Genomic DNA, 16,872 nt, shown 5'->3' with positions numbered 1-16,872 from the left:
GCTTTGGCATTCCTCCGCCTCGCCATGATCCGGATCATGATGCGGAGAATCGCAAGGAGCCGGAAATCATAGATAACTTCTCGGACGGACTCTAAGGAACACATCAGCTTCCCTGAAAATACGCTTCCGCGCGGCTCGTTCTCTGAGCCAGTCGTGATCCTCGATCCGGTGAACAGCTTCAACAACGTCGCCAGCCGGATTTCCGAAGCTGAACGGCAGGAGATCGTCACCGCGGCACAGGCGGCATGGGAGACGGTGAATTACGCAGCGGTCGAGGATGACGATTCCATCTGGAAAGAGGTCTTCGGGCCGGGCTTCAAGGTGAGGGACTGACATGAGCCAGACCAGAACCGCTTCGGCCACATATACGACAACGGATATCGAAAACGTCGTGAGGCGCGTGCGGGCCGATCTTGCGATGATCGCTGACAGTACCGGGGGGTGGACGCCTCAAAAAGCTGCTGATTATGCCGACGACATCGAAGTGCTCGCCAAGGCGGGCTATCTGGCATGGGTGGATGTGACCCTGCTACAAAACGGCTGCGAGCTGAAGGCTGTTCGTTTCGAGGTCAATACCGATGCGGGAACCTTGAGCACCAGCCGACCTGGTGGTGTGCTGTGGCCGCGTGTCGCCGGCGCCGAACTGCGGATCGTGATCAGACATACTGACGCCTACACGAAGGCAGCCGAGGAGGCAATGCGGGGCAAGCTAAAGGTCGGATGGGGCCCGACTGATGCCGACACCAGGCACGCCAGCCTCAGTTCGTCAGGTGGGCGCAACTATGTCAGCAGCACCTACGGGATGCAGAGGAAGGATTGGGTAGGATGAGTCAGGCGAGCATTTTTGACAGTGAAATTGCGCTTCCCAGCGATACCCTGGCCACGCGCGAAAGGAGGTTGCTCGGCTTCGATCAGCGCTACGACCGGGTTCACCACCAGCTTCGTCTTTTGCTGAATGTCGGTGCACTCGGCGACTGGAACAGAAAACATCATGGCGGCAAGCTCGCGCTGTGCGATCTGGTCACTGAGCAATATCCTCTGGTGATTTTCCACGGGGATGTTGGAACCGGTAAGACGGCCATGGCGGAATGTATTGCCAATCGACTGGTGGCTGAGGCGCGCAGTTCGGATTCGATGCTCTTCAAGCTGTCGAACCGGGTGCGCGGTAACGGCATGGTCGGCGAAATGGGCACCCTTATCGCCGAGGCATTCCGCAAAGTTGTTCAGTCCGCCGGCAAAACGCGACGGGCGATCCTGATTATCGATGAAGGCGACAGCCTGGCGGCCTCCCGCGCGCAGGATCACAGCCATCATGAGGACAAGGTGGCGGTGAACACGCTGATCCAGGGTGTGGACGATCTCCGGCAGTATGGCGGCCGGATCGTCGTGATCCTCTGCACCAACCGTCTGTCGGTTCTCGACCCTGCCTTGCGCCGGCGGGCGGCGATCGTTGAAAGCTTCAGCCGCCCCAGCGAAGCCGAACGCCAGCAGCTTTTCCAGATGGACCTGGCCGCTCTTGGACTCACGCAATCGCAGCTCGCCGAATTGACCCGGCTGACCGGCGCGCGTGACGGCCATCCATCATGGACATATTCGGACATTCGGACGCGGCTCTACCCTGCGGCACTCGCCAGAGCCTATCCCGACCGGGCCCTGGACATCGCAGACCTTAGGGCCGTGGCGTCCACCCTTCATGCATCGCCTGTCATGGAGGACAGATAATGGCTCGGTCTCCTCTGCACGGCCGCCGGATCCATATCTCCGGTAGCGTCGCGAACGATCTGAAGATCGCGCCAACGTCTGAAGTGGAGGCAGCGCGCGTACTGATCACCCAACTGATCAAGGAACTCGTGAAACGTGGCGCCAACTTCGTCATTCCCGTTGATGCCGAGCCCAAGCGGAGCGTCGATGGGCTGCCAGTCTGCTTCGACTGGCTGATCTGGAAAGCGGTGAAAGACAACCTTGCTCATCGGCCGTCAACCGCTCCAGGGCCGTTCATTGTCGCTGTGCAGCACCACAAGACCGAGGATCAGGTACCCGATGAATACCTCGATCTGTGGGACGAACTGCGAACGTCGCAGTTAATAAAGATCGAGAGCGCGGCGCATTGGAATATGAACAGCAAGCGGATGGAAGCGCAGGCCCGTTTTGGTGACGTCCTGATTGCGGTGGGTGGCGACGAAGGCGTTCTGTATCTCGCAAACCTCTACCACGATGCAGGCAAGCCGATCGTACCCCTGAACCTTCCTATTTGCGCCGAAACCAGGGGTGCGCGTCAGCTCTATGCCTCTTGCCTTGCAAGTGCTCAAACTCGTCGCTTGTTCCAGATCGCTGACGACGGTGATGCCCATCACTGGATCAATCGCATCTGCTTCCCGAGACGCCAGAGCATTCCGGATCGTGTGTCCGCTGTCATCGACCTCCTCGAATCTCTCGATCGACCGAAGGTATTCGCCGTGCGCCTGCTTAATCCTGAGCATGAAGACTATGCGGACGTGCAGGATTTCTTCGATGTGGTGGCAAAGCCGGTGCTTGAGGATGAACTGGGATACCGTCTGCTCGTTATCGACGGACGGCAAACCTATGAACATGCGCGGATCGATCAGGAAATATTCGCCAGACTCCATCGTAGCAGCCTTGTCATCGCCGACATTACCGGCGCACGGCCAAATTGTTTCCTCGAACTCGGGTATGCGCTCGGGCGTGGCCTGCCCACAATGATTACAGCGCGGGAGGGGGCCACCCTGCCGTTTGACATCACCACGTTCGCCGGCCATCACTGGAAAACGAATGGCAGCGCAGACGACCGGAGGCGGGCGTTTCGGGAGCACTGGAACGCTATCCGCAATCGTCCGACACTCGTACCTGTGGAGCCCCTGATCTCATGACCGACTGCCGTGAAATCTTTGTTTCGGTCGATGTCGAGACGTCAGGGCCGATACCCGGGGAATACAGTCTCCTGTCGATTGGAGCCTGTTCAGTCTTTGACCCTGACAACGGCTTCACCTGTGAGATAAAGCCGATTACGGACAAGTTCGCTCCGAAGGCGTTGGAGGTCACTGGGATTTCCGTGAAAGACCTTAAGAATCGAGGCTTGGACCCAGAAACAGCGATGAAAGCATTCGCGGAATGGCTGTCGAGATTAGCGAAGCCTAATGATATAATTGTGTTCGTTGGATTCAATGCGCCTTTCGACTGGTCATTCATTAATTACTATTTTCATCGCTTTCTCGGAAAGAATCCATTCGGCTTCACCGCCTTGGACATTAAGGCGCTCTACATGGGCGCCACGGGCTGTTCCTGGCGCGATACACGATCCAGCAAAATTGCGGCGCACCTGAAACCAACCCTGTCGGGCACGCACGACGCCCTAGAAGACGCGCGGTACCAGGCGGAAATATTCCGGCTTGTATCGTCAATCAGTCACGGAGTTATTTGAGCCGCCCTTGTATTAAAAATACGGGGCGGCTTAGCCGTTCAAGATCACGCTACGACATTCTGAAGAGGGGCAAGTGAAAGATCGCAGCCAGACCCCGCATTTTCGTTCCTTCAAGGAACGACCAGACCATCTAGTGCGTGAATTTCGCGAACATGTAAAAAAGACGGGGGCGCCTGAGACGTTTCATGGTATTCATCCTGGTCCGATCAATAAATCGGAGCGCTTCGAAAAGCTGGCTGAATTCGATATTGATAGAAAGAAGCGTGTCGATGGTGACATGGCCTATTGTCCCATGTGTCCGCAAGCAAATAAATACCTCAGGGGTGTGTTTATCTACCTTATTGATCTGCAAGCGGTTGCGGCGATCGGGCATGAGTGTGCTGCCCAAGAGACCCGCAACGCGGCAGATGCTGAATATAGGAGGAGGCAGACGCGCAGGGACGAAGAGGATTATTTGTTGGAGCATCTCCCATTGGTCGGTCGGAAGCTGGCGGCAGTGGAGCGGGTCCGGCCGGCTGCGCTTGAAGCAGACCGTGTTCTGAGGTTGCTCCGACAGAAGGCGCCGAAGATGGTGCGGCTTCTGCGGGAGGCTAGACGAAACGGTGGAAAATTGATTGTCACCGAAACCATATCCCGCGAGATGGCTGAACTGGGGCCGGCGGGTTTTAAAGGGAGTGGGGGACAGCAGACGCGCAACATTGATTTTGGGGTGCTGTCTGGGGCCGTTGCGGTCAGTGATGCGTTCAAGCCGCTCGCGAGAATTGATGATATCAGAAGTGTATTGTCCACTTATGCCGGTTTAAATTCGGAAGAAGAGGCACTTGATAAAATATGCGATATGACTGATGCGGTTCGTAGTAAGACGGTGGAAGTGCTCAAGGAGGCGGATGATAAACTGCAGAAATTTGAGCGTGATATGGGGGGATTTTGTGAATTCTTTTCGCAAGATAACATTGGTCGTATAAATAAATGGGGGGATCATCCGAAAAATGTGGTCGCAATTAATATAACTCGTAACGAAATCGCTGGCGCCGTCAGTTTAGTAATTAGAGAAGATGGTGAATCTTCTTATATTAGGATAGCGGACACTGTGCGAGCGTACAGACTATAGTGGTCCGTGGCATCTTGAAGTCGTCAGACAGGCATGTAACAGCGTCTGCGCAGCCCCCATTTTTCTTAAAAAGACATTCCAAAATGCCATAGTCCTAGGATTTATGCTGGCACACGGAGAGCCAGCACATCGAAGCCGCATCAGAACGTCGCATGCTCGATGTTGGATGGCGGCAATGCCTGTCTTTTCGTTTTGCGCGAGAAAGGTCATGCTACCGGCACGCATGAGGGGCGGGCAGTCCCTTGCGGAGGCCGTCGCAGGATCGGCCAAGGAGCGCGAAGGGAGATGGCCCGTGGGGAAGATGGATCGGTCGACGCTCGTCGTTCATGGTCGAGTGGCGGTGCAACAGAGCCGGCGGCAGGCAGCGCGCGACGGTCAACACGGCCTTCAGGTGATGTCGTTCGAACAGGCGGCGGTCCGCCTGGCTGGCGGCTTCATTCGCCCGATCGATAACGAACGCCTGCGAATAGCGATTCAGGCGGCCCTGCTTGTGACCCCCATGGGCGCATTGGATAGCATCAGATCACTGCCAGGGATGGTCGATGCGGCGGCCGACACGCTGCACAAGGTCTGGCGTGCCGGCATCCATATCGGTGACCGGTCTGAAGATCACCCACGGCTCGGTGCAATAGCGCGACTGGAGACGGCCGTGCTCGATCTCCTGCCGGTGGGTATGCTGCGGCCGGCAGATATCGTGGCAGCCGCTCTTGAGCGGATCGTGCATGCACCGAAAGTGCTCGGGCCGATCAAGATCGCCGGCGTCACCGAGCTGTCGCCCTGCTGGCGGCCGCTTCTAAAGGCACTCGCGGCTAGAGTCCCGGTTGAATGGCATGCCGGGCCCAGGGTAGTGCCGGAATGGCTGGCGGAAACCGGTGCCTCGATTATCCGGTCGCCAGCGTTGACACCGGGGATCAGTGTCGTGAGTGCTGCGACAGCCTATCATGAGACTGTCGAGGCCATGCGCTGGTTGCGGAGCCTCCTTGCCTCGGGTGTATCGCCCTCAGACATAGCCATAGCTGCGGCGTCACCAGCCGAGTACGACCCCCACTTTCTTGCGGCGCGAGGTGATGCCAACGTCGCGCTGCACTTTGCTCATGGGGTACCGATCGTTGCGACGCGCGACGGGCAGGCGGCGTCGGCTCTCGCAGACATCGTGAGTCGCGGCTTGTCGCAATCCCGCTTGCGGCGCCTCGCGGCGCTGTGTCGTGATCAAGGGCTCTTCGAACCGTTGCCAGACGGCTGGGTGGGGATCCTGCCCGCTGATGCACCTCTCTCGACGCCGGGGGCATGGCAGCGATTGTTGTCGCGCCTCACACCGCAAGCCTGGCCTGATGGCGTCGATCACGCGTCTGAGCTGCAGGCCGTGGTCGAGTTGCTGTCGAAAGGAGCTGAAGCGGCCGGTGAGATAGGGGAGAGCTTTCTGCAGGGCCGTGCCCTCACCATATGGCGCAAGGCGCTTCGGGCCGGCCCTGCTGCGTCGATTGATGCCACATTGGCAGTGTTGCGCCAGGATGATGGCTTGGACGCCTGCGTTGCAGCCGCCTGGATGCCGGCCAGTGCTCTGGCTGCTGCTCCCCGCCGCTTCGTGCGGTTGCTGGGATTGAACTCTTCCCGCTGGCCACGCGGGATTACCGAGGACCGGCTGATACCGGATCACATCATCCCGACGGATGAACTGGATCCCCTTCCGGTGAATCTCGCCGATCGCCGCGACTTCGACACGATCCTCGCTACCACCTGCGGCGAGGTGACGCTGTCGCGGGCACGGCGGGACAGTGATGGTCGACTGCTCGGGCGTAGCCCGTTGCTCGCCGGCCGAGGAGACGAAGCATATGTTCGTCGCAATGCGGTGCCGGCACATGCGTTCAGCGAGACTGACCGGCTCTTGGCGCGACCACAGGAATTCGCAGCGGCTCCGCAAGCGATCAGTGCCAGCGGCTGTTGGATAGATTGGCGGCGATCAGACATCACGGCGCACGACGGCCTTGTGCGCCCAGATCATCCCGCGATTCTCGCCATTCTGGACCGAACGCAATCGGCCAGCTCGCTGCGACGATTGCTGCGGAACCCTCTCGGTTTCGTATGGGCCTATGCCTTCGGATGGCGAGAACCGAAACCAGGGGATGACCCGCTGGTTCTGGATGCGCTTGAGTTAGGCGATCTCGTGCATATGGTGCTCGATCAGGCATTGCGGGGCCTGGGCGGCGGCGCGGTGTCTGCTGATCAGACGCGGATCGACGCGGCAGTATCGGAGGCCCTCGAGGTCGTTGCTGCAAGCTGGGAAGGCGAACGGCCGGTACCACCCGCTGTTATTTGGCGCCGCACGCTCGATGACGTTCACGTTATGGCGGTGCGGGGTTTGCTCTATGGCCATGAGGGCGGCGCTGTTGCGATGCGGTCGTATAGCGAGGTGCCGTTCGGGGGCGTTCGACCAAAGTCGGATGCTGATGTGCCCTGGGACACGGATAGCCTTGTGACGATCCCGGGCACTGAGTTCAACATCGCCGGCTTCATCGATCGGCTCGATCTCTCGTCTGATGGCAAGTGCGCAACGGTCTGCGATTACAAGACCGGCCGAACACCCTCAGCGGACATCCGGCTGAATGGTGGACGGGAGTTGCAAAGGTGTCTCTACGGCTTCGCCGTTAAGGCCCTTCTGGGTGATGACGTAGCCATCAAGCCCTCACTCCTCTATCTGCGCGACATGGTTAATCTCCGGCTCGACGATCCGGAGGGCGCTCTCACAGAGGTCGCAGGCTATCTCCGTGATGCGCGTGCGAGCGTTGCCGGCGGCGCAGGGTTGCCTGGTCCCGATACCGGTAGCGACCATGATGACCTGGCGTTCGCCCTTCCTGCGAATGCGCGGGCGACGTATGGCAAGCGCAAGATGTCAGCGGCAACTGAGCGGCTGGGCTCGTTCACGAAGGTCTGGGAGGCAAAATGATGAGCGGAGCATCGCAGGCACTCAGGGACGACGATGCCCGCATCAAAGCTATCCGGGAATACGGCCGGTCGTTGCTGATAGAAGCCGGTGCAGGGTCCGGCAAAACCGCGGTGATGGCGGGGCGAATCGCGTGGATGCTGGCCGACGGTGTAGCGCCGCGAGCGATTGCAGCGGTCACCTTCACCGAACTGGCCGCGGCGGAGTTGTTGTCACGTGTTCGTGAGGTCGTGGCGGTTCTGGCCGCCGGAGAAATGCCTGCGGAATTGCGTATCGCCCTCGATGGAAGGCTCACTGACGTTCATCGAGCGAACCTGGCAGTGGCCAGTGCTGCGATCGATGAAATCACCTGTTCCACCATCCATGGCCTCTGCCAGCGTCTGATCAAACCGTATCCGGCCGAAGCCGACATTGATCCTGGTGCGTCGATCATGGATCGAAACCAGGGCGACTTGGTGTTCGGTGAGATCGTCGATACCTGGCTCCGTGAGCGGCTGTCGGACCAGCAGGATGGCTTCCTGGCCGAAATGGTCCTGTACAGCCCGGAAGCGGCGGTCAAGCTGGTCCATACGATTGCAGAAAATCTCCGGCAGCGGCGTACCCTCGGTGCGCCCCCTGCTTCTTCTCTGGATGGCCGGCGTGTGGTTTTTGACAATGCTGTGGCCGATTTCGAATCGTTCGTAAATGGTGCTGCTGTCTTCGAGCCGGAAACGGTGGCCATGGTCCAGAATTTCGTCGCCATGGCTACCGGGCTCGTTCCAGCTGACGATCATTCGAGCCCCAAGGGCTTGGTGTGCCTTCTGGTCAGTCGACCCCATGAGGCCTTGTGTACCCAGGCCGGTAAGTGGAAGGCCTACCGTAAGGCCACCAGGTGGCGGGAGGCGGCGAAGAAGGCGGGCCTTTCGGCAGCTGATGGCGACCGGATGAACGCTGTTGCGACAGGGCATTACACAGCATGCTGTGACGCCTGGTCCGCCCTGCTGGAAGCTGCCGCTGGCCATGCCTTATCCGCTTTGATCGACGAAGTCCGGCCGGTTCTTCGTAGGTACCGTGAATACAAACGCGCGAGCGCGCAGCTGGATTTCGACGATTTGCTTTACGCAGCTCGGGATCTGCTTCGTGACCACGAAGACATTCGAAGAGCACTTGCTCAGCGCTTCAGTCATGTGCTCGTTGACGAATTCCAGGACACAGATCCGCTACAGGCGGAAATATTCTGGCGTCTGTGTGGCGAGCCGGTGGAAGAGGGGGCGGATTGGACGAGTTTCAGGATCAGGCCTGGCGCTCTGTTCCTTGTGGGTGATCCCAAGCAAGCGATCTACCGGTTCCGCGGCGCTGATGTTGGCGCCTATGTTCAGGCCCGAGATGCGTTTCGGACCCAGGAGGAGGAAAGCGTTCAGTCTATTTCCACCAATTTCAGATCGAGCGCATCCATTTTGAACTTCGTGAACGACTGTTTTGCGTCAGTGCTCTCGGCAGATGGTCAGCCAGGATTTATTGCCCTGGATCCCTTTCATGAGGATCGTGATGCCGTCGCTGTTGCAGCGCTCGATGTTGCCGCGGCCGACGAAAACGGCAAGGCCACGGCCGACCGCCAGAGGGATGCAGAGGCGGAAGCCGTCGCAGACCTCTGTGCGCGCATGATCCACCGCCATCCGATTTTCGACCGGCGCCGGGGGGGTGAACGGCTTTGCCAGCCAGGCGACATCGCCTTGCTCGCACCCACCGGCACCGATTTGTGGCGCTATGAGGAGGCCCTTGAGCGGCGCGGTATTCCTGTTGCGACCCAGGCGGGGAAGGGCTTCTTTCGGCGGCAGGAGGTTCAGGATCTGATCGCTTTGACCAGGGTTCTCGCTGATCGTCGAGACAGGCTGGCACTCGGCGCGTTGCTTCGAGGGCCGATCGTCGGTCTGAGTGAGGAAGAACTGCTGGACATTGTCTGGTCCTTGTCGCAGCAAAGCGATGATCCGGAGCGGAATATACGCCTGGACCTCGGTATCGATGCCAAGCTTATTCAGCATCCGCTCGCACGTGACGTCCTAGAGCGGTTGCAGACGCTCGCACGACGCAGAAACAGCACCACCCCTCACGAGCTTCTTTCGCAGGCGGTGGATGTGATGCGGGTCCGCCCGATCCTCATGGCTCGCCACCAAGGGCAGGCAGAGCGCGCGCTGGCGAATGTGGATCTCTACCTAAGTTTGGCGACGACCTATGCTGTCCGCGGGCTCGGTGCATTCGCGGATGCGATGACGGCTGCGTGGAATGACGAGACGCGCGCCGTTGAAGGTCGGCCGGATGCTCAGGAAGAGGCTGTGTCGCTTGTCACGATGCATGCGGCGAAAGGGCTTGAATGGCCGATTGTCATTCCCGTGAACACGATGACGAGCGTCACACAGGTGGACGATGCGGTCATAGACCGTGGAGCCGACCTCTTCTATTGCTCGATTTTCGGCTGCGTGCCGGAAGGCTACCAGGATGCCTGGGAGTCGGAGAAGGCTGAGCTTGAGCGCGAGAGGGTGCGGCTTTGGTACGTAGCGACGACGCGGGCGCGTGAGCTGTTGATTCTCCCCCGTCTCGACCTGGCGCCCTCCACGGCGAGCTGGATCAGGCTGGTGGATCTGTCCATCGCGGATCTCCCGGGCATTGATCTGTCGCACCTTCCGGCCGATGTCGCGCCGGTCGGCGCCGCCGCGCCGAACGCGCAAACGCGCACGGTCTTCGCCGCTGAAGCCGCCGCCATTGTGGCGTCGCAGAAACGGATCGTCTGGCGTGCACCAAGTCGAGATGAGGGGGCGACAGCTGGTTCGGTGCCGCAGGCTGAGGCAACCATCTGGGTCGGGGGCGTCGACAGCTTGATGCCTGACGACGTGGCCGGTCCCCTGGTTCAGGGAGGGCGCGATCGTGGTCTGGTATTGCACAAGCTGATGGAGGAGGTGTTGACCGGTGAGGTCGGCGCGCATGAAGGCGAGCTGGCCACCCGCGCGGTCGAGCTGATCAGGGCCTTGGGCCGTGAGCCTGTCGCTGACGCTGTCGAGGGCCTGTCGTCGGCGGAATTGGCGGCCTGTGTTGTTCGGACGCTGGCGTTGCCAGAGGTAGCGGCGCTTGTGCCGGCTCTGGAGGCGGAGTTTCCGGTGTATGGTGCGGTGGAGGACGGTCAGGTGGATGAGATAACGACCGGTGTTGTTGATGCCGTCTGTCTGGCGCCCGACCGCTCCGCGGCTGTGGTCGTGGATTGGAAGAGTGATGTTTCGCCGAGCGTAGAGGCGCTTGAGCACTACCGGGCGCAGGTCCGGGCCTATCTGGATCTCACCGGTGCAACACGTGGCCTGATCGTGTTCATGACCACCGGACGCGTTGTTTCAGTTGAGCGTGCGTAACGGACATACGGAGGTCCATGACCAGGGGAGGGGGAGTGGAGCCTGTTGGCAGTGTCTTGGTTACGAAGCGGTGGGGCCGTTCTGCTCTTGCTGCGCGCTAGCAGGAGGCATACATTGCGAGCAATGATGGCGAGAGCGAGAGGAGGCCACGGTGGCGAACCTAACGGTGCGTAATCTGCCTGATGAGGTGCATCGGGCGCTGCGCGTGCGGGCAGCGCATCATGGCCGCAGCACGGAAGCGGAGATCCGGGAGATCCTAGAGGCCGCAGCGCGACCACCAGAGCGTGTCAAGCTGGGGTCGATGATTGCCGCGATCGTCCGCCAGGCGGGTGGTCTGACGGACGAAGAGGCAGAGCATCTCAACAGCGTGCGTGACAAGACGCCAGCGGAACCGACGAGGTTCGATTGATCATAATTGATACCAACCTGATTTCCGAGCTGTGGAAGATCGAGCCAAACCCGAGGGTGCTCGCTTGGATTGACGCGCAGCCAATTGAAACTCTGTATTTGTCCGCAATTACTGTGGCGGAGCTGGGTTTTGGTTTCGCGACCATGCCGAAAGGTAAGCGGCGGACCTTGTATCAGGAGCGGCTCGAGCGTGATGTATTGCCGGCCTTTGAGGGGCGCATTCTTCCGTTTGATCTGATGGCCGGTCAGGCCTATGCGCTGCTGATGGGACGCGCAAAGGCGGAGGGCAAAGCGATCGCCAGGGCTGATGGATATATTGCGGCGATCGCCGCGGAGCATGGCTTTATGGTGGCGACACGGGACACCAGCCCGTTTGAGGCGGCAGGCCTGACCGTCATCAATCCCTGGGAATCAGGGGCGGATTAGAGCGGCAAAGTCGAGGAGTACGGCATCGATCTGGCGGCGGCGACGCTCAAGAAGATCGGTCATAGCGGCCGCTTGCGCTGGCGTCAGCTTCCTTGTTCCCATGCGAAGCATATTTAGATGTCGCGGGTCCATGTTCAGATCCCGTGCGAACTGCTCTTCGAGATATGCCCCGTAGAGACAGGTGCAGGCCTGCTCAACGACGTTGTCGGACGATGGGTCTTTGCCCCGCGGAACTGGCGGATGAACTTTGATGATGCGGCACTCAACACCGGGGTGGCCATGCTGAACCACTTGGCGGGTTTCGAGTCTGTGGTTCTTGGGCATCCGGCGCCAACGCTTGGCGCAAGAGAGCAAAGCATTCTGTAGCTGTGCCGGGGTTTCCCCATGCTCTGATGGCACAAAGTGCCATCGATTAGAATGGAGATTCTCGAAGATATGAGCGCGGGATATTCTGGGCATCAGAGAGACCGATCTCTTAAGGCGGTCGCATAGTCGAGGCCGGGGGCGCTGAGATGTATTGCGTCGAGGCTGGTGAAGGAAGGAGAGGGCCATACGGTCGATGTAGCGCTGAATGGGAGCCCGTGCTGACCCTCGGATCCCAGCCCGAGCGGCTGCTTTGAGCTGGCGAGTGCGTCGCGAAGCGCGGACATTGTGGAGAGCGAGTCCGCTGCATAGTGAAGATGGCTCAGAGGTGGCTGGTGAAGGCCTGCCCCGGATGCATATGCCGCCGCCGCTTGGCGTGCAATCTCGAGCGCGTCTTGCGCGCCCGAACGGTGCGCCTGGTCCTGCAAAGCTGAAGCCGCGTTCAGATGTTCCATGTCGATGGTAAGCGGGCCCACAGGCTCGTCGTGCTCCGGCAGCACAAAATGGTTGGGCGTTTTGAGAGGAGGGGATTCATCACCCATCGTATTTATCCTTCTGATGCACGTTTGTAGAATTATATCTGATAATCAACTGCGAGTATTTGGAAGATGCTTTCCAACATGAGCGATGACCACCTTCTCATTCGTCTCATCAAATATGAAATGGATGGATGCGCAGGTGTTTGCGCCAAAGGTTCCAATAGTAATGTGCGGGGCGAACAGGTGATATATTCCATCGTATAAAAATTCATAATGTCGACGATAAACGCCGCTTGCGGTCTTCGATATATGCATACTGCAACGTTTCTGCCAGCCACGCGCCTTCATGATATTGACAATATTGTTACCGCTGACGTTTTGCGTACGCTGGTCACGCCATATATTTACGGATTCGTTCAAATCGTGGAGCGCCTCCAAGATCTTTATTGGGCGGCGGAACGGGCACTCTGCTGCGGAATCATAGGCTGATGGGAGGAAGTAAAGATTGGGCGCAGCGGACGCGATATTGACTGCCTCGAGCGCGGATGAAGGTGTGGGTGGTGTGGTGTGGTCAGAAACAGTCATTAAGTGTTCCTCGGCGCTCTTGTGTGGCAAGGATGCGTTCGCCCCGTTCTGTGAGAATGAGCATTGGAGTCAGGTCGACGAAGACAGTGGTGCCATCATCGTCAGTCGTTTCGATCCACTCCTCGTCAGTTATGAGGATGAGTCCCAAATTGATCAAGCGCTTATAGATTCGCGATCCAGGCGTTACGGACCCCATGTGGTCTTTTTCTGTAGTTGGAGGAATGGACGTGACGAACTGTCCGGCGCCAGCGAGACGAAGCGCAGCCATGTCAGTATCGGATAGCCGGGGCGTTTCGGATTCAGCGAGATAAGGGCCGGAGGTGGTCATCTGGAGGCAGTCCGAAAAACAGGGCACAAACTACGATACCGTACCTCGGACAGATCCACCGATCCAGACGGAGAGAGGTGTCCACGGCCGCGGGCAGCAGCTGTTGGTGGTATAAGCGAGATCAAATATATGTGTGCAGATGCAGTCGAAGAGTGACAACAGACAGTCGGAAGGCACTTATTTGGAATAGGGACCGGGATGTATTATTCTACTCCAGATGTAAAACGTCGAACTGGAGGGAATTCAATGGAAGTGGAAAGAGAACTGGGCGCAGTGGTGTCTGTCGAGCACGTTATCGGTGCGCGCTTGCGGAAGATAAGGAGGGAAGCAGGCTTGACACAACAGGATGTCGCTCACGCCCTGGGTCTGTCATTTCAGCAGGTGCAGAAATATGAAAGGGGGGTGAACCGCATATCGGCGGGTAAGATTTATCAAATCGCGCAATTCCTGAAAGTGGATATAACAGAATTCTTTGTGGACTTGACCGATACCGATCATATGATCGTCGAACGTTCAACATCTGATGATGTGAGGATGCTGCTGACGCATTGGGCGCGGCTGCCGCTCGCGGCAAAGCGTCAGCTTCTGGAGATGGTGGCCCTCGTGGCTGAGTACGATGAGGCGGCGCGTAACCCCGAGAGAGGTCGTGCCGGGTGATGGATGCTACGAAGCGGGCCGACCTGAAGCGCAGACTCAAGAATGCCAAGGCGAGACTTGCACGGGCTGAAGCAGATGTTCGGGACCTGGAGGGGGAACTGGAGGGGCTGGACCACCAGGAGACTCTTGCCACAATCCAGGGATGGCGTGGTGTACCCAACTGGTCATTGCTGCTTGACTCTGAATGGGGCGGCATGGCCCGGCATATGCTGTGTGGCTTTATGTTGGACCGCATGGGGTTGTGTCATGGCGGAAGTTGGTCGGACACCATGCAAGACGTGATCGCCATCGGCGTCTACGCCGACAGCGATCCAGCTAGGGCTGCCGAATATGTGGCTCGGCTGCGTGCATCCATCGAAGCTGTGGCGCCCTTCGTCTTGCCCCACGAGGACGGGATGCTCTGGTTTGCGATCGATGGTGAGGGCATGGACGGCTTCGCGCTCACCATGCGCACCTCACCCGATCTGGGGATAGTCCGGATCGACCAGATGCGCCATGGGCACGTCGATGGGAGCGAGCATCTCGCTACCCTCGGAGAGGCCCTGTTCCACCTTCAGGTAGCTCATCCCATCGGATGGAATCGTTTCGAGGATCACCGGCATCCGAATGAAGCGCCCGGAGAGTCTGGGGATGCGTTACGCGAGGCGCTGATCGCCTTCATGGAGGGATGCAGAACCGCTGGAACTCCCATTGAGCTGTCGAATGTCGGCACGATGGCCGACACAGACGGTTCCCCGGAATAGACTTGACCTGGGGCGACGGCCCTGCGGAAGTGCCGGGCCTGGCTCACCGGAAGGTGGCAGACAGGCGCCGCGCCTATGGCCAACCATGCCATTACCAGGACCAACCAGCCTTATGATCAGCGGTCGGATGCGGTGCTGGCGCAGCCACGGGTGAAGCGTCTGCTGTCCAGCGACCACTTCTCGGTCGATGGCACGCTGATCCAGGCCTGGGCCAGCCTGATGAGCTGCAAGGCGAAGGATGGTGCTGAGCTACCGTCGGATGACGACGATCGTGGTGCCGGCGGCGGGCGCAATGCCGAAGTCGACTTCAAGGGCCAGAAGCGCTCGAACGAGATGCATGCCTCGACGACCGATCCCGATGCATTGCTGTACCGCAAGCGGCCGGGGATGGAGGCGCGGCTGTGCTACATCGGCCACGGCCTGATGGAGAACCGTTCGTGCCTGATCGTCGACACCAGGCTCACGAAGGTATCCGGCCAAGCCGAGCGGCTGGCGGCGCTGGAGATGATCGAGCCGTGGGGAGAGCGCTCGCGCGCGATCACGCTCGGCGCCGACAAGGGTTATGACGCCCGCGACTTCGTGATGGAACTGCGTGAGCTAAACGTGCTCCCGCACCTGGCGCAGAACACCAGCGACCGTCGCTCGGCCTCACTGCCGGGCTGGAGCCTTAAGTAGCAGGGGAACTGATCGGGCTGTTCTTGATCGTCCCCGAGATCTGGCTGGTGAAATACGGGCCTGTTGCGCTGGGCTCGATCAGCGGGGAAGCGAGCTTTGAAAAGTTTGGTGGGGAATTGCGATCCCCCACCAAACCCAGGTTGCACCGGAGGTGAACTGTTACCTATGTCTCAGGTTTAGACCGTTACCCCTCTTTCCTGTTACTCATGATCTGGACATCTAAACTAGCGAGGAGTAGCCGGTGTTGGATCGATCGCAGATGAAATGATTTTAATATGCCCAGAATGAATGCGACTGAAGAAAAAAATGCAAATATACCCATGCCCCAATCGGAATACTGAATAGTGTCAAATCCATCATCCTCTATTAAAACAACCAAAGAAGTTTCTTCCTTTTTATGGGATCTAATGTGAGAAACGATCTTTGAGTCTGGCGAAAAGCCGGATGATGGCGTAGGGATACGTTCAATCACGTCGTCAGTAATAGGCAGATGATTTTTTCCTTCTTCTGCGGATATTTGAGCGAGCAAATATAATGATTCCGGTGTATTGTTGTAGCCATTTTCATCTAAAATTTCGACGACTCGGTCAAAATCTCGATTTTTAACTGCCCGCAAGAAGTCATCACCAGGCGCAATAAGAGACGGGGCTATTGCGATCATCATGATGAATATGGACAGCACTGATAGCATAAATTCGCTACGCTTACTTATTAAGCCTATTGACCTATAAATTATGCTAGCACCCATGAAGCCGATCATAGAAGCAAATAATAACGGGAACATGCCATGAAAAATGTCAGTGATCATATATATTGACATAATAGCATTATTTGGCAACAGATCTTGACCAATTATGTCAGGCACATAGATGGGAATTTTTCTTGGTCTGGATATGGCATTAATAAAAGAGACTACGAAGAAAAACATAGTAGATACGGAAAAATACATAATCGCGCAATTCTTGGTACGATCAAAATCCTTCTCAATTTGAAGGATATCACTTCCATTCTTCGTAAGAGTCATTGTCGTTTCCTTTTCTCAAGGTGAGATGAGTGTTGGATTTTGAACAGAAATAATGTTAGGTACCTCTAAGTGAGAGGGCGACAATCTGATTATACATGATAGGGACTCCTTGAACCTATAGGGTGGTCTGTTTTTTTGCACAAAGTGTACAGAGAGGGTATTCGCCAGACAGTCTAGCCTCGCTGGCCTCGACCGCTCGCATATTCCGGCGAAGCCACCGCAAAAAAGCCGTAATTGGTTGCGCCGATCGCATAAATCAGCGGAAGTTTCGGCGGCGGTGGCTGGCTACGATCAGGGCCAGGACCACCCCGCCGGA

Annotated in this window: 15 protein-coding genes and 2 pseudogenes; 13 read left to right on the top strand and 4 right to left on the bottom strand. The window is 58.1% G+C overall.

Annotated features, from left to right (window positions below; translation table 11 throughout):
- Window positions 1-93 precede the first annotated feature (93 nt).
- The 10 genes and pseudogenes from CMO28_RS01040 to CMO28_RS00995 all read left to right on the top strand — a co-directional run.
- A pseudogene (locus tag CMO28_RS01040) lies at window positions 94-333 on the top strand (nucleotidyltransferase); the annotation flags it as partial.
- A gap of 1 nt (window position 334) precedes the next feature.
- Window positions 335-829 (top strand): hypothetical protein, encoded by a 495-nt coding sequence (locus tag CMO28_RS01035; protein WP_296708297.1) that lies wholly within the window; start codon window positions 335-337, stop codon window positions 827-829.
- Window positions 826-1,722 carry an AAA family ATPase gene (locus CMO28_RS01030; RefSeq protein ID WP_296708294.1) on the top strand — a complete coding sequence of 299 codons (897 nt, stop codon included), beginning with the start codon at window positions 826-828 and terminating at the stop codon, window positions 1,720-1,722. Before CMO28_RS01035 ends, CMO28_RS01030 begins: the two co-directional genes overlap by 4 nt.
- Window positions 1,722-2,888, top strand: a complete 1,167-nt coding sequence (locus CMO28_RS01025) for a hypothetical protein (RefSeq protein ID WP_296708292.1) — start codon at window positions 1,722-1,724, stop codon at window positions 2,886-2,888. Before CMO28_RS01030 ends, CMO28_RS01025 begins: the two co-directional genes overlap by 1 nt.
- Window positions 2,885-3,439 (top strand): 3'-5' exonuclease, encoded by a 555-nt coding sequence (locus tag CMO28_RS01020; protein WP_296708289.1) that lies wholly within the window; start codon window positions 2,885-2,887, stop codon window positions 3,437-3,439. Before CMO28_RS01025 ends, CMO28_RS01020 begins: the two co-directional genes overlap by 4 nt.
- Window positions 3,440-3,512: 73 nt before the next feature.
- Window positions 3,513-4,550 (top strand): hypothetical protein, encoded by a 1,038-nt coding sequence (locus CMO28_RS01015; RefSeq protein WP_296708285.1) that lies wholly within the window; start codon window positions 3,513-3,515, stop codon window positions 4,548-4,550.
- 301 nt (window positions 4,551-4,851) lie between these two features.
- Complete coding sequence (locus tag CMO28_RS01010) at window positions 4,852-7,494, top strand: PD-(D/E)XK nuclease family protein (protein ID WP_296708301.1); 2,643 nt, start codon at window positions 4,852-4,854, stop codon at window positions 7,492-7,494.
- Window positions 7,494-10,868: a UvrD-helicase domain-containing protein gene (locus tag CMO28_RS01005; RefSeq protein ID WP_322111279.1), complete on the top strand. Its 3,375-nt coding sequence runs from the start codon at window positions 7,494-7,496 to the stop codon at window positions 10,866-10,868. The genes CMO28_RS01010 and CMO28_RS01005 overlap by 1 nt, the downstream gene beginning before the upstream one ends.
- A 151-nt stretch (window positions 10,869-11,019) precedes the next feature.
- Entirely contained in the window at window positions 11,020-11,277 is a 258-nt protein-coding gene (locus CMO28_RS01000; RefSeq protein WP_296708277.1) for a FitA-like ribbon-helix-helix domain-containing protein, read from the top strand.
- On the top strand, window positions 11,274-11,702 hold the full coding sequence (locus CMO28_RS00995; RefSeq protein WP_296708274.1) for a type II toxin-antitoxin system VapC family toxin: 429 nt from the start codon (window positions 11,274-11,276) through the stop codon (window positions 11,700-11,702). Before CMO28_RS01000 ends, CMO28_RS00995 begins: the two co-directional genes overlap by 4 nt.
- Here CMO28_RS00995 and CMO28_RS00990 read toward each other — a convergent pair.
- The 3 genes from CMO28_RS00990 to CMO28_RS00980 all read right to left on the bottom strand — a co-directional run bounded on the left by CMO28_RS00990 (window position 11,688) and on the right by CMO28_RS00980 (window position 13,457).
- Window positions 11,688-12,026 (bottom strand): hypothetical protein, encoded by a 339-nt coding sequence (locus CMO28_RS00990; RefSeq protein ID WP_296708272.1) that lies wholly within the window; start codon window positions 12,024-12,026, stop codon window positions 11,688-11,690. The two genes, CMO28_RS00995 and CMO28_RS00990, sit on opposite strands and share 15 nt — an antisense overlap.
- A 626-nt stretch (window positions 12,027-12,652) precedes the next feature.
- Window positions 12,653-13,129 (bottom strand): hypothetical protein, encoded by a 477-nt coding sequence (locus CMO28_RS00985; RefSeq protein WP_296708271.1) that lies wholly within the window; start codon window positions 13,127-13,129, stop codon window positions 12,653-12,655.
- Complete coding sequence (locus CMO28_RS00980; RefSeq protein WP_296708269.1) at window positions 13,116-13,457, bottom strand: hypothetical protein; 342 nt, start codon at window positions 13,455-13,457, stop codon at window positions 13,116-13,118. Before CMO28_RS00980 ends, CMO28_RS00985 begins: the two co-directional genes overlap by 14 nt.
- Window positions 13,458-13,703: 246 nt before the next feature.
- Between CMO28_RS00980 and CMO28_RS00975 the strand changes: the two genes are divergently transcribed.
- The 3 genes and pseudogenes from CMO28_RS00975 to CMO28_RS00965 form a co-directional block, all read left to right on the top strand.
- A complete protein-coding gene (locus CMO28_RS00975; RefSeq protein WP_296708266.1) occupies window positions 13,704-14,114 on the top strand; it encodes a helix-turn-helix domain-containing protein in 411 nt (136 codons plus the stop codon).
- A complete protein-coding gene (locus CMO28_RS00970) occupies window positions 14,114-14,857 on the top strand; it encodes a hypothetical protein (protein ID WP_296708259.1) in 744 nt (247 codons plus the stop codon). The genes CMO28_RS00975 and CMO28_RS00970 overlap by 1 nt, the downstream gene beginning before the upstream one ends.
- A gap of 129 nt (window positions 14,858-14,986) precedes the next feature.
- Window positions 14,987-15,505 (top strand): annotated as a pseudogene (locus CMO28_RS00965) (IS5/IS1182 family transposase); the annotation flags it as partial.
- A gap of 211 nt (window positions 15,506-15,716) precedes the next feature.
- Here the strand turns inward: CMO28_RS00965 and CMO28_RS00960 are convergent.
- On the bottom strand, window positions 15,717-16,556 hold the full coding sequence (locus CMO28_RS00960) for a hypothetical protein (RefSeq protein ID WP_296708256.1): 840 nt from the start codon (window positions 16,554-16,556) through the stop codon (window positions 15,717-15,719).
- Between the last annotated feature and the right edge of the window lie 316 nt (window positions 16,557-16,872).

It is taken from the genome of Tistrella sp. (assembly GCF_002684955.1).
In the GTDB taxonomy this organism is placed as follows: domain Bacteria; phylum Pseudomonadota; class Alphaproteobacteria; order Tistrellales; family Tistrellaceae; genus Tistrella; species Tistrella mobilis.
The sequence above is the reverse complement of the archived record's forward strand: the minus strand, read 5'-3'. Positions and strand labels throughout refer to the sequence as shown.